This is a genomic window from Streptomyces sp. NPDC004031 (assembly GCF_053604375.1).
Map to the genome: position 1 here is coordinate 36,688 of NZ_JBSGHL010000068.1, position 11,774 is coordinate 48,461.

Here is an 11,774-nt window from a genome sequence, read left to right on the forward strand (position 1 = left end):
TCTTCGGCCCCGGCCCCACCTGATCGGCGGGAAGCGGACCGGGCCCGCCGTTCGTTGGCAGGACATGACCCACGCACCCCTCCCCGTCCCCGTCGCCGCGGCCCTGGAGGCCGCCAACGCCGGTGCCACCGAGGACTTCCTGGCCGCCTTCGCCGCGGACGGCGCCGTCGACGACTGGGGCCGCGTCTTCCGCGGCCACGACGCGATCCGCGCCTGGAGCGACGCCGAGTTCATCGGCAAACAGGTCCGCCTCGACGTCACCGCCTGCCGCCGCACGGAGGGCGACACGACCACGGTCAGCGCCGAGGTCGGCGGCAACGGCTACAACGGCCCCTCCGACTTCGCCTTCACGGTCGCGGACGACCTGGTGAGCCTGATGAAGATCACTGGCTGAAGAGGTTGTCGGCGGCGTGGTCGATGCAGCTCGCCACGACGTCCAGGATCTCGTACGTCTTGCCGTCGTCGCCGGTCGCGTGCTCGCGGGTGACGAACACCTCCCAGTCGTCGTCGCTCGTGAGGTGGCTCTCGTCCGCGCCGCCGCTGACGGCGGTCTTCCAGCCCGCCGCGGTGAGCGACGCGACGATGCGCTCGCGCGTCCTCGGACTCCCCTTGCCCGCCTCGTAGAACCGGGGAAAGCTGACCGCGCAGGGAAGGTGCTTGTCGTCCTTCTCGTCAGGAGTCAGACGCGCCGCCCTGAGGGCCTGCTGCAGCTGCGCGGTCACCTTGTCGCCGCCTCCGCACGCGCTGAGCAGGAGGAACGAGGGTATCGCCGCTGCGGCGAGGGCGGTGCGGGCTCTCATCGGCGCAGCTTATTAGGCTGGCCGCCATGACCGACCCGCAGCCCGTACGGGTGCTTCTCGCCGACGATCAGTCCATGGTCCGGGAGGCGCTGGCGACGCTCCTGGGGCTGGAGGACGACATCGAGGTCGTCGCCCAGGCGTCGCGCGGCGACCAGGTCCTCGCCGCCGCGCGGGCGGCGGCGCCGGACGTCGCCCTCCTCGACATCGAGATGCCCGGCATGACCGGCATCGAGGCGGCCGCGCAGCTCCGTGCGGAGTGCCCGGGGGTGAAGGTCGTGATCGTCACGACCTTCGGCCGTCCCGGCTATCTGCGGCGCGCCATGGAGTCCGGCGCCGACGCGTTCCTCGTCAAGGACGCGCCCGCCTCGGAACTGGCCGACGCGGTGCGGCGCGTGCTGCGGGGGGAGCGGGTCATCGACCCCGCGCTCGCCGCGGCGGCCCTCGCGGAGGGGGCGGATCCGCTGACGCCGCGGGAGCGTGACGTCCTGTCCGCGGCGGCGGACGGCGCGGTCAACGCGGAGGTCGCGCGGCGGTTGGGGTTGTCGGAGGGCACGGTGCGGAATTATCTCTCGACGGCGATCCAGAAGACGGGTGCGCGGAACCGCGCGGAGGCGGTGCGGATCGCTCGCGAGAAGGGGTGGCTCTGAGGCGCTCTGCCCTGCGGGGTGCGGTTTCGCTGTGCGACCTTGCGGTGGGTGGGGGGTTGCTCGCGCCGTTCTCCCCCAGAGCTTCGCCTGGGAGGTGCCCCCACGCGCCCCCGGGTTGCCCGGCGGGGCATCGCGCTCTCCCTCCGGGGGGTGGGTCGGGTGCCGCCACGGGGCACCTCCTCGGAATGCGCGTTCGGCCTCTTACCTGGTTGGTGAGCCACCGACAGCGCATTCCTGCGGGGGCACCCCGCACCGTCCCCCTCCGGGCCGGACTGGCGGCTGCCTGCCGGTGGGGGTGAGCGTTTTCGGGGGCTGCGTGGGGGTGCCCCCAGGCGAAGCCCTGGGGGAGAACGGAGCGACAAGCCACCACGGCGGGACGATCGCGGCGTCTACCGCAGGGGGCACCCCGGGGCGCGGGGAGCGCTCAGTTGAGGTGGGCGCGGGCGGCGCGCGCCTGGTGGCGGAGGGACTCCGCCGTTTCGGGGTCGAAGGCGCCGATGACCTCGGCGTACGCGTCGAGTTCCGCGGCGCCGCCGAGAAAGTCGCCCATGGTCACGAGCAGCTTGGCTCGTTCGTAGCGGAGTTTGGCGGGGTGGCGGGGGAGGAGGAGGGTGAGGTCGAGGGCCCAGAGCTGGACGGCGCGGCGTTCGGGGCGGGGGGCGGCCCACGCGCGGATGTTGCCGAGGACGCGCTGGACGACGTCGAGCGGGTCCGCGGGCCCGTACGCGTCGGGGCTGCCGCCCGTCAGCGTTTCCGCGTCGGACTCGGTCATGAGGCGGCCGAAGTCGAAGGGGTCGACGAGGACGTGCTCGCCGTCCGGTTCGCCGATGCCGACGACGAAGTGGCCGGGGAGGGCGACGCCGTAGACGGGTGCCCCGGCGCGCCGGGCGACCTCGATCCAGACGACCGACAGGAGGATCGGCAGGCCGCGGCGGCGGCGCAGGACCTCCTGGAGGAGGGAGGACTCCAGGCGCCGGTAGTCCGCGGGGGTGCCGTGGAAGCCGTGGCCGCGGCCGAGGACGCGGTGCAGGGCCTGGGCCCAGCCGAGGGGGGTGTGCGGGCCGGCGGGCAGGAGTCCGGCGAGCCGGTCGAGTTCGATCTGGGCGAGGTCCGCGGCGGTGCCGTCGAGCGCGGGGTCGGCGCGGGCCCCGACGAGCAGGCACAGCTCGGCGAGGTCGGGCCGCCCGTCCCTGGCCGCCGCGGCGAACCGGTCGGCGGGGGGTTCGGGTTCGGGCTGATCGGGGGTCATGCCGCTGGCCGCCGGTAGTGGTAGCCGTGGTGGTCGGTGAAGCCGAGGCCGTCGTAGAGCCGGCGGGCGGGGTCGTTGTCGGCCTCGACCTGGAGGTACGCGGCGGTGGCGCCCTCGTCGGCGGCCTGCCGGGCGAGGGCGCCCATGACGGCGGTGGCCAGGCCGCGGCGGCGCATCTCCGGTATCACCTCGACCGCCCCGAAGAGCACCCAGCGGCCTTCGACGACGGCGCGCCCGATGGCGCCCGGGGTGCTCGCGAACCACACGGACGGCCCCCCGCTGACGACCCGGAGGGCGGCGTCGGCGAGGTTCCCGGTGCGGTGGTAGGCGGCCAGCCAGGAGGCGTCCGGGGCGCGCGTGAGGGTGATCTCGGCGGGGCCGTGCGGCAGCCGGGTGAGGGGGGCGAGGGGCGCGGTCCTGACGAGCGTGTCGGCCTCGCGCACCCAGCCGCGGGCGTCCAGCTCGGCGGCGTGGGGGGAGGAGTCGGGCAGCTGGACGTACGGGGTGGTGCCCCGTTCGCCGTACCAGCGCACGACCGCGGCGAGCGCGTCGTCCAGCGGCATGCCCGGATCGCCGCCCGCGAGGGCGGAGTTGGCGCGCCGGGTGAAGCCTCCGGCGGCGCGCAGGGTCCATCCGCCGAGCGCGGCGGTCTCGGTCGCGGGCCAGGCCCGGGAGGCGACGGCCTCCAGGTCGGTGTCGCTCACGGCGGGCACTCCGGCGGCGCGGCGCGGCGGCGCGGGCGGTACGACCTTGCCCGCGACGAGCGCGGATTCGGCGATCGGTACCTCCATGCCGTCCCTGCGCGTGATGTTCACCACCCCCTCATTCCAGGATGCGAGAACACCGACCGTATCGGTGAACGTAGGATGCCCGTCGACGATCTCCGTCAACTGCCGCACCGAGACACGTTTTCCCACGTCAGCGGGGGTGATCCGGACTTCGAGTCGTGCTCCGGCCGAGAAATCCGCTGGCATGCGTGCCCCTCCTGTTCGGTTCGTGCTCCGGAACGGAGATACTAGGTGCGGGCATCGACGACGCCGCGCTCCCGCGCGAGACAGCCCTACCGAGGAGGAACGAAAGCGTGACCTACGTCATCGCGCAGCCTTGTGTCGACGTCAAGGACAAGGCGTGCATCGAAGAGTGCCCGGTCGACTGCATCTACGAGGGCTCCCGGTCCTTGTACATCCACCCGGACGAGTGTGTCGACTGCGGCGCGTGCGAGCCGGTCTGCCCCGTGGAGGCGATCTTCTACGAGGACGACACTCCGGAGGAGTGGAAGGACTACTACAAGGCGAACGTGGAGTTCTTCGACGAGCTGGGTTCGCCCGGCGGCGCGTCGAAGCTCGGCCTCATCGAGCGGGACCACCCGTTCGTCGCGGCGCTCCCGCCGCAGAACCAGTAGCGAGAGCACGGCGCACGCAGCGCCGTGCACGCGGCGCCTGACGCGCCGCCGAGGACGCCACCGCCCGACGGCGTCCTCCGCCGCGGCCCCGTACGCCCCCGTGGCGTACGGGGCCGCGGTGTACAGACCGGATGAGACCGGTGGGGACCAGCGAGAGTTGTGAGCAGCACGTGAGTATTTCCGCCCGCCTGCCCGTCTTCCCCTGGGACCGGCTGGAGCCGTACAAGGCGGCCGCGGCCGCGCATCCCGACGGCGCCGTCGACCTGTCGGTGGGCACTCCGGTCGACCCGGTGCCCGACGTCATCCGGCAGGCGCTGGTGGCCGCCGCCGACAGCCCCGGCTACCCGCTCACCTACGGCACCGCGGAACTGCGCGCCGCCGCCGCCGGATACCTGCGCGACTGGCACGGCGTCACGGGCGCCGACCCGCACGCCGTCCTGCCGCTCATCGGCTCCAAGGAGCTGGTCGGCTGGCTGCCCACGCTGCTCGACCTGCGCGAGGGCGACACCGTCGGCTACCCCCAGCTGGCCTACCCCACGTACGAGATCGGCGCGCTGCTGGCGCGGGCCGCGGCCGTCACGTACGACGACCCGGTGACCGACCTCGACCCGGAGGGCCTGCGGCTGCTGTGGCTCAACAGCCCCTCCAACCCGACCGGACGGGTGCTGGGCGCGCCGGAGCTGCGCCGGATCGTGGAGTGGGCGCGCGGGCACGGGGTGCTCGTGGTGTCCGACGAGTGCTACATCGAACTGGGCTGGGAGGGTGAACCGCCGGTTTCGGTGCTGCACCCGGACGTGTGCGGGGACAGCCACGACGGGCTGGTCGCCGTCCACTCGCTGTCCAAGCGCTCCAACTTCGCGGGCTACCGCGGGGCCTTCCTCGCGGGCGACCCGGCCGTCGTCGCCGAACTGCTCGCGGTGCGCAAGCACGCCGGGATGATCGTGCCGCAGCCCGTGCAGGCCGCGATGATCGCCGCGCTCGGCGACCGCGCGCACGCCGTGGAGCAGAAGGAGCGCTACGCCCGCCGCCGCACCGCGCTGCGCGGCGCCCTGGAGTCCGCGGGCTTCCGCATCGAGCACAGCGAGGCCAGCCTCTACCTGTGGGCGACCCGCGGCGAGAACTGCTGGGACACCGTCGCCGACCTGGCCAAGCACGGCATCCTCGTCGCCCCCGGCGAGTTCTACGGCCCCGCGGGCGCCGAGTTCGTCCGGGTCGCCCTGACGGCGACCGACGAGCGGGTGGCCGCCGCCGTGGCCCGCCTCGGCGGCTGACCGGCCGGTACGCACGAGGGGCCCGGGAGCGTCGCGCTCCCGGGCCCCTTCGTCTCGTCCGTCAGCCCAGCGGGAGGGCCTTGAGCGGGAGCTGGTCGGTGGGGAGGGTGCCGGTGTCCGGGAGGGCGCCCGCGACCGGCAGCGACTCGGTGGTGGCGCCGACGACCCGGCCCGCCGCGTCGGTGGCCTGCGTGGCGCCGTGCTGCGCCATCGGCGCCGCGGTGGTGCCCGCGGTGCCGACGAGGTGGGCGGCCGCCGGGAGGGCGGTCTGCACGGCCTGGCCGCTGCCGCGGGCGGCGAGACCGGTGGCCGACTGGGAGGCGTGGTCGACGGTCGAGCCCAGCCCGGTGCCGTCCATGGCGGTCAGGGCGCCCACGCCGTCCTGCTGGGGCGCGGCGGCGTGCGCGGCGCCCGCACCGATCAGGGGTGCGGCGGCGGCGCCGAGCAGCAGCGCGGCCTGGGCGATCCGGCGCGTCAGGGGGAGGGACATGGTGCTCCTTGCGGGTGGGGTCCGACGGTGGGTCGGAAACGACGCCGTGCCTATCGGCGGACGGGCCCGCGAAGTTGCGGCTTTCGTGGGTAAAGAATGCGTAATGCGTCGGATAATAAGCTTGCTGTGGACCGCCCCTGACGGCCGATTGGTATGACCGGCCCGCGCCCCGGAGAAACGTCCCGAGCCCGCGTTTTCACGGATTCCCGGACGTCCTCCCGCGCGCCGCGGCGCCCCTTTGCGCCCCGGGCGGAGAGCGTCCGCGGAAGACCCCGCGCGGGCGACGGCCCGCACTACTGCGCGACGGCGATCCGTACCAGCCCGGGGTCGGTGGCCCCGGCCTTCCTCGCGTCGTCCGCGGAGGCCTTCTGCCAGCCCCTGCCCGAGTGCGCGGCCTGCCACCGCATACCGCCGAACCACACCTCGGAGAGCTTCAGGTCCGGCGCGTGCGCGACCGACCACTGCGCCAGCTGCCATCCGCGCGGCGCGCTCACGGTCTTGGCGCCGCCGCCCGCCGCGGTCGCCGGAACGGTCACCGCCGCCACGGGCCCGGCCGCCGCCGCGGGACGCACCTGAGCGCCGAACTCCCGCTTCAGCTCCGCCGTCACCGCCGTCGCGCTGCCCGGCGCGCCGCCCGCGCTGTCCTCCCGGTCCGCGCCCGTCGTGCAGCTCAGCGCGCCGCCCTTGCGGCCCACCAGCGCCGCCGCGAGCAGCGTCGCGTCCTCCTCGTGCTGCGCGTACGCCTCCGGGTAGCCGCTGCGCTGCACCTTCTGCGCCGCGACGGTCAGCGGCAGGTCCTGGTAGTCGTGGATCTTCACCAGGCTCTTGTAGAAGGCGGTCGAGGAGTACACCGGGTCGAGGATCTGCTGCGCGGTGCCCCAGCCCTGCGAGGGGCGCTGCTGGAAGAGGCCCAGCGAATCGCGGTCGCCGTGGTCGAGGTTGTCCAGCCGGGATTCCTGGAGGGCCGTCGCGAGGGCTATGGCGACCGCCCGCTCCGGCAGCGCGCGGGCCGCCGCGACCGCCGCGATCGTCGCGGCGTTCGCCGCCTGGGACTGCGTGAGCGCGAGGGTGCTGTCGTCCACCAGGACCTTGCAGCCGGCTGCTTCCGGCCCTTTCGCGCGCTTGTGCAGGACCGCGTACGCGGCCGCCGCCAGCACCAGCAGCGCGACGAACGTGCTCAGGGCGCGGCGGCGCCTCCGGCGGCCCGAGGGGGCGTCTGACGTGCTCACGCGCCGGAGCCTACCGGCTCCGCCGGGTGGTTCGGACGGTCCGTGCCGCGGGTCCTTCGCCCTCACCGCCGTGGCTGCCGCCGACGCCCCGGGCTGCCCGTGCGGTGGGCGTCGCGATCTTCCGCCGGTGGGTGGGTGCGCGCGCGGTTCTCCCCCCGGAGCCTCGCCCGGGAGGTGCCCCCACGCGGCATGCGCGGCCGGGGGCGGTGCGGGCGCCGTTAGGGTCGGGGTATGGGACTTGACCTCGCGGCGGACGTTGCCGCGCTGACCGCCGCGCTCGTGGACGTACCCTCCGTGAGCCGCGAGGAGAAACACCTCGCCGACCTCGTCGAGGGCGCCCTGCGGGCGTACCCGCACCTGACCGTCGACCGCGACGGCGACGCGGTGGTCGCCCGCACGACCCTCGGCCGGGCCGAGCGCGTCGTGCTCGCGGGCCACCTGGACACCGTCCCCCTCGCGGACAACCTCCCCTCCCGGCTCGACGCCGACGGCATCTTGTGGGGGTGCGGCACCTCCGACATGAAGGCGGGCGTCGCGGTGCAGCTCAAGCTCGCCGCGCAGCTCACCGCGCCGAACCGGGACCTGACGTTCGTGTTCTACGACGCCGAGGAGATCGCCGCCGAGTTCAACGGGCTGAAGCGGCTGGTGGAGCGGTACCCGCAGTGGCTCGCGGGCGACTTCGCCGTGCTGATGGAGCCGACCGCCGGACGGGTGGACGGCGGCTGCCAGGGCACCTTGCGGGTGCGGGTGGAGACGACCGGGCGGCGGGCGCACTCCGCGCGCAGCTGGCTCGGGGAGAACGCGATCCACAAGGCCGCCCCGATCCTCGCCCGGCTCGCCGCGTACGAACCGCGCCGGGTGGAGATCGACGGGCTGGTCTACCCCGAGGGGCTGAACGCCGTCATGATCGAGGGCGGCCACGCGGGCAATGTGATTCCCGACACCTGCGCCGTCACCGTCAACTACCGCTTCTCGCCGGACCAGAGCGAAGCGGAGGCGCTGGAGCGGGTGCGGGACGTCTTCGAGGGCTTCGAGGTGGTGCTCACCGACTCCGCGCCGGGCGCGCTGCCCGGCCTGTCGCACCCGGCGGCGGCGGCCTTCGTCGAGGCCATCGGCACGCCCCCGGCGGCCAAGGAGGCCTGGACGGACGTGGCGCGGTTCGCCGCGCTCGGCATCCCCGCGGTCAACTACGGGCCCGGCGACCCGACCCTCGCGCACACCCGTGACGAGCACGTGGACACCGCCGCCGTCCGGGAGGCGGAACGCCGGCTGACCCGGTGGCTGACGGCTTGACGTAGATCACCCGTTCGGCAGTCAACCGAACTCGGGTGCGTTCCGGTCCTTCCTCCCGGCAAGGTGGATACGTGTCCATCACGGGCCAGGGGGAGGGGCAGCCACGCCATGGGACTGACCAGCGGGTGGTTCGCCGTGCTGCTCGTCGCCGCCGCGTTCGCGGCGGTGGCGGGCGCGCTGGTGCTGTGGCCGCGGGTGCGCGGGCCGCGTCCGGTGCGGCTCGGCGCGAGGGTGGGGCTCATCGTGCTGTGCCAGGTCACCGCGATCCTGGTGGTGATGGTGACGGTGAACAACGAGTACGGCTTCTACGCGTCGTGGGACGACCTGCTGGGCCGCGCCAACGCCGGCGGCGGCAGGCCCACCGCGGGCCCCGGGGCGTCCCCGACACCCGAGGTACCGGACTACTCGGTGAAGTTCGCCGCGTATTCGCAGGGCTTCGAGCGGGCCACCGTCCGCGGCTGGGCGAGCGGCACCAAGGGCGACGTGATCGTGTGGCTGCCGCCGCAGTACGGCAAGAAGGAGTTCGCGCACACCCGCTTCCCGGTCATAGAGGTGCTGCACGGCATACCGGGCACCCCGCACAGCTTCCTGCGCGGCATGCGGCTCGGGCAGATCATGCAGGCGCAGATAGCCGCCGGGCGGGCCGAGCCGGCGATCCTGGTGCTGCCCACGATCACCCCGGACCGGGTCAACACCGGCTGCGCCGACGTCGAGGGCAAGAGCCGGGTGGCGACCTGGCTCACCGACGACGTGGTCAAGACGGTCGCGCACAACTTCCGTACGCTGCCCGCGCCGCGCGGCTGGGCGGTCATGGGCATATCCACCGGCGGCTACTGCGCGGCCCGGCTGGCGCTGGAGCATCCCGACGTCTTCGCCGCGGGCGCCGCGCTGGCGCCCGACGACCCGTCGCAGGGGACGCGTTCGCCGGTGTGGCTGGCCAGGACCGAGCACCCCAGGACGCAGCTGCTGGTCGAGTCCAGCCGCCAGGACCCGGAGAGCCCGCCGCGCTTCGCCGACGCCATCACCGCGGCCGCCGCCCCGCCGACCCGGGTGAGCACCCTCCAGCTCAGCAGCGGCGGGCACAACTGGAACACCTGGGGCCGGATGTTCCCCGACGCCTTCACCTGGGTCAGCGCCCGGCTCGAAGCGCCCCGGGCGGTCCCGTTGGACCCGTCGGCAGCACCGTGATGCGTAGGCTGCCGATATGACAGAAGCACGAGAGACCCAGGGCGTCGAGGACGACGCACAGCAGGCCGCGGCAGAGGCCGCCGCGGCGGCGGAACAGCTCCCGTACGGCAAGAACTGGCCCGAGCGGCACACCGGCCCGGTGGTGCGGCGGCGCGGCCAGGTGCAGACCGGCACCACCGACCAGCGGCTGCTGGACAGCCACGGCCCGTCGGACTGGGTGCACGGCGACCCGTGGCGGGTCATGCGCATCCAGTCGGAATTCGTCGAGGGCTTCGGCGCGCTCGCCGAGCTGGGCCCGGCGGTGAGCGTCTTCGGCTCGGCCCGCACCCCCGCCGACTCCCGCGAGTACGAGGCGGGCGTCCGCATCGGCCGCGCGCTCACCGAGGCGGGCTTCGCGGTGATCACCGGCGGCGGCCCCGGCGCCATGGAGGCGGCCAACAAGGGCGCCCTGGAGGCGGGCGGCGTCTCCGTCGGCCTCGGCATCGAGCTGCCCTTCGAGCAGGGCCTCAACCCTTACGTCGACATCGGTGTGAACTTCCGCTACTTCTTCGTCCGCAAGACGATGTTCGTGAAGTACGCCCGTGGGTTCGTCGTGCTCCCCGGCGGCTTCGGCACGCTCGACGAGCTGTTCGAGGCGCTGACCCTCGTCCAGACCAAGAAGGTCACCCGCTTCCCGATCGTGCTGTTCGGCAGCGACTACTGGGGCGGCCTGGTGCAGTGGATCCGCGGCAGCCTGGTCGCCGAGGGCAAGGCGTCGGCCGCCGACCTGGAGCTCTTCCACGTCACCGACGACGTGGACGACGCGGTGGAGCGCGTCACCAAGGAGAGCGCGGTCTGACCCGCGCCCCCGTGCGTCGTGCCGCCGGCCTCACGCCAGTCCGCGCCGGGCGACCGCGGGCGGGCGGTGGCCGGCGATGGACGCGACCATGTCGAGCACCTGCCGGGTCTCCGCGACCTCGTGCACCCGGTAGACCTGCGCGCCCAGCCACGCCGACACCGCGGTCGTCGCCAGCGTGCCGATCAGCCGCTCCTTGACCGGGCGGTCCAGCGTCTCGCCCACGAAGTCCTTGTTGGACAGCGACACCAGCACCGGCCAGCCCGTGGCCGCCATCTCCGGCAGCCGCCGGGTCGCCTCCAGCGAGTGCCGGGTGTTCTTCCCGAAGTCGTGCCCCGGGTCGATCAGGATCCCGTCCCGCCGCACCCCCAGCTCCGCCGCCCGCTCGGCCAGCCCGCACGTCACCCGCAGGATGTCGGCCATCACGTCGTCGTAGCCGACCCGGTGCGGCCGGGTCCGCGGCTGCGCGCCGCCCGCGTGCGTGCACACCAGGCCCGCCCCGTGCCGGGCCGCGACCTCCGCGAGCCCCGGGTCGACCCCGCCCCACGCGTCGTTGAGCAGGTCCGCGCCCGCCGCGCACACCGCCTCCCCGACCTCGGCCCGCCAGGTGTCGACGCTGATCACCACGTCCGGGTGCCGCCGCCGCACCTCGGCGACGAAGGACACCGTGCGGCGGATCTCCTCGGCCGCCGTGACCTCGTCCCCCGGCCCCGCCTTGACCCCGCCGATGTCGATGATCGCCGCGCCCTCGGCGACCGCGGCCGCCACCCGCTCCAGCGCGGGCTCGTCGGTGAAGGTGGCCCCCTGGTCGTAGAACGAATCGGGCGTACGGTTCACGATCGCCATGATCACCGGCTCCCGCGCGCCGAATTCCCGGGTTCCCAGCCGAAGTGCCACTGCCGCTCCTCATCTCAGACTCATGCGATCGTGGCACGATCGTGCCTGACACGACCGCAGGCCCTGAGGCCGGACTCCGGGAGACGACTTGTTCTGGTTCATGCTCATCGCGCTCGTCGCGGTGGTCGCCGCGGTGGCACTGGCCGTGCTCGGCGACGGCGGAGCGCTGCGGGACGCCGGCACCGACCGGCTGGCCGACCGGCTGCCGGCCGACCGTCCGCTGATCCGCTCCGACATCGACGCGGTACGGCTGCCGACGGCGGTACGCGGCTACCGCATGATGGACGTCGACGAGGTCCTCGACCGGCTCGGCGCGGAACTCGCCGAGCGCGACGCGTACATCGCCGAGCTGGAGTCCCAGCTCGACGGCCCGCACCCGGACCGGCTGCGCGCGACCGTCACCGGCGGCGAGGCGCCCGTGACGTCCCTCACCAAGGACGACCCGCGCCCCGGCGAGCCGGGCCACGGCCACG

14 protein-coding genes are annotated in these 11,774 nt (G+C 74.2%); 8 read left to right on the plus strand and 6 right to left on the minus strand.

What is annotated here, in order from left to right:
- Window positions 1-64: 64 nt before the first annotated feature.
- Window positions 65-394, plus strand: a complete 330-nt coding sequence (locus tag ACWERV_RS31360; RefSeq protein WP_452939514.1) for a nuclear transport factor 2 family protein — start codon at window positions 65-67, stop codon at window positions 392-394.
- Here ACWERV_RS31360 and ACWERV_RS31365 read toward each other — a convergent pair.
- The gene (locus ACWERV_RS31365; RefSeq protein ID WP_452939517.1) at window positions 384-800 is read right to left on the minus strand and encodes a hypothetical protein; all 417 of its coding nucleotides are present in this window, start codon (window positions 798-800) and stop codon (window positions 384-386) included. The genes ACWERV_RS31360 and ACWERV_RS31365 overlap by 11 nt on opposite strands.
- A gap of 26 nt (window positions 801-826) precedes the next feature.
- Here ACWERV_RS31365 and ACWERV_RS31370 point away from each other — a divergent pair, with 26 nt between their 5' ends.
- Window positions 827-1,447 carry a response regulator gene (locus ACWERV_RS31370; RefSeq protein ID WP_398182734.1) on the plus strand — a complete coding sequence of 207 codons (621 nt, stop codon included), beginning with the start codon at window positions 827-829 and terminating at the stop codon, window positions 1,445-1,447.
- A 424-nt stretch (window positions 1,448-1,871) separates the two neighbouring features.
- Here ACWERV_RS31370 and ACWERV_RS31375 read toward each other — a convergent pair whose 3' ends face one another.
- Window positions 1,872-2,696 (minus strand): transglutaminase family protein, encoded by an 825-nt coding sequence (locus ACWERV_RS31375; protein WP_398182737.1) that lies wholly within the window; start codon window positions 2,694-2,696, stop codon window positions 1,872-1,874.
- On the minus strand, window positions 2,693-3,670 hold the full coding sequence (locus ACWERV_RS31380; protein ID WP_452939521.1) for a GNAT family N-acetyltransferase: 978 nt from the start codon (window positions 3,668-3,670) through the stop codon (window positions 2,693-2,695). The genes ACWERV_RS31375 and ACWERV_RS31380 overlap by 4 nt, the downstream gene beginning before the upstream one ends.
- Before the next feature lie 107 nt (window positions 3,671-3,777).
- On the opposite strand from ACWERV_RS31380, the gene fdxA reads away from it, so the two are divergent.
- Window positions 3,778-4,098: a ferredoxin gene (gene fdxA, locus ACWERV_RS31385; protein WP_019058397.1), complete on the plus strand. Its 321-nt coding sequence runs from the start codon at window positions 3,778-3,780 to the stop codon at window positions 4,096-4,098.
- 170 nt (window positions 4,099-4,268) lie between these two features.
- Window positions 4,269-5,369 (plus strand): succinyldiaminopimelate transaminase, encoded by a 1,101-nt coding sequence (gene dapC, locus ACWERV_RS31390; protein ID WP_452939524.1) that lies wholly within the window; start codon window positions 4,269-4,271, stop codon window positions 5,367-5,369.
- A gap of 61 nt (window positions 5,370-5,430) precedes the next feature.
- Here the strand turns inward: dapC and ACWERV_RS31395 are convergent, their stop codons facing one another.
- Together ACWERV_RS31395 and ACWERV_RS31400 are read right to left on the minus strand one after the other, a co-directional pair.
- Window positions 5,431-5,859, minus strand: a complete 429-nt coding sequence (locus ACWERV_RS31395; RefSeq protein WP_452939526.1) for an ATP-binding protein — start codon at window positions 5,857-5,859, stop codon at window positions 5,431-5,433.
- Window positions 5,860-6,152: 293 nt separating this feature from the next.
- A complete protein-coding gene (locus ACWERV_RS31400; protein ID WP_452939529.1) occupies window positions 6,153-7,088 on the minus strand; it encodes a hypothetical protein in 936 nt (311 codons plus the stop codon).
- Window positions 7,089-7,319: 231 nt separating this feature from the next.
- Between ACWERV_RS31400 and dapE the strand changes: the two genes are divergently transcribed.
- From dapE to ACWERV_RS31415, 3 genes are all read left to right on the plus strand, one after another.
- Window positions 7,320-8,381, plus strand: coding sequence for a succinyl-diaminopimelate desuccinylase (dapE, locus tag ACWERV_RS31405; protein ID WP_452939532.1), 1,062 nt, complete (start codon window positions 7,320-7,322; stop codon window positions 8,379-8,381).
- 108 nt (window positions 8,382-8,489) lie between these two features.
- Window positions 8,490-9,569: an alpha/beta hydrolase gene (locus ACWERV_RS31410; protein WP_452939535.1), complete on the plus strand. Its 1,080-nt coding sequence runs from the start codon at window positions 8,490-8,492 to the stop codon at window positions 9,567-9,569.
- A 16-nt stretch (window positions 9,570-9,585) separates the two neighbouring features.
- A complete protein-coding gene (locus ACWERV_RS31415; RefSeq protein WP_398182759.1) occupies window positions 9,586-10,407 on the plus strand; it encodes an LOG family protein in 822 nt (273 codons plus the stop codon).
- Between the two features lie 30 nt (window positions 10,408-10,437).
- Here ACWERV_RS31415 and folP read toward each other — a convergent pair whose 3' ends face one another.
- A complete protein-coding gene (folP, locus tag ACWERV_RS31420) occupies window positions 10,438-11,250 on the minus strand; it encodes a dihydropteroate synthase (RefSeq protein ID WP_398182762.1) in 813 nt (270 codons plus the stop codon).
- A gap of 139 nt (window positions 11,251-11,389) precedes the next feature.
- Here folP and ACWERV_RS31425 point away from each other — a divergent pair.
- The coding region (locus ACWERV_RS31425; RefSeq protein ID WP_452939539.1) for a DivIVA domain-containing protein at window positions 11,390-11,774 on the plus strand (385 nt) is incomplete at its 3' end.

What these genes read in the sequence shown, in the direction of transcription:
- ACWERV_RS31410 (WP_452939535.1), top strand. Translation starts at nt 8,490, where the DNA reads ATGGGACTGACCAGCGGGTGGTTCGCCGTGCTGCTCGTCGCCGCCGCG.
- ACWERV_RS31375 (WP_398182737.1), bottom strand. Translation starts at nt 2,696, where the DNA reads ATGACCCCCGATCAGCCCGAACCCGAACCCCCCGCCGACCGGTTCGCC.
- ACWERV_RS31370 (WP_398182734.1), top strand. Translation starts at nt 827, where the DNA reads ATGACCGACCCGCAGCCCGTACGGGTGCTTCTCGCCGACGATCAGTCC.
- ACWERV_RS31395 (WP_452939526.1), bottom strand. Translation starts at nt 5,859, where the DNA reads ATGTCCCTCCCCCTGACGCGCCGGATCGCCCAGGCCGCGCTGCTGCTC.
- ACWERV_RS31415 (WP_398182759.1), top strand. Translation starts at nt 9,586, where the DNA reads ATGACAGAAGCACGAGAGACCCAGGGCGTCGAGGACGACGCACAGCAG.
- folP (WP_398182762.1), bottom strand. Translation starts at nt 11,250, where the DNA reads ATGGCGATCGTGAACCGTACGCCCGATTCGTTCTACGACCAGGGGGCC.
- ACWERV_RS31365 (WP_452939517.1), bottom strand. Translation starts at nt 800, where the DNA reads ATGAGAGCCCGCACCGCCCTCGCCGCAGCGGCGATACCCTCGTTCCTC.
- dapE (WP_452939532.1), top strand. Translation starts at nt 7,320, where the DNA reads ATGGGACTTGACCTCGCGGCGGACGTTGCCGCGCTGACCGCCGCGCTC.
- ACWERV_RS31380 (WP_452939521.1), bottom strand. Translation starts at nt 3,670, where the DNA reads ATGCCAGCGGATTTCTCGGCCGGAGCACGACTCGAAGTCCGGATCACC.
- ACWERV_RS31360 (WP_452939514.1), top strand. Translation starts at nt 65, where the DNA reads ATGACCCACGCACCCCTCCCCGTCCCCGTCGCCGCGGCCCTGGAGGCC.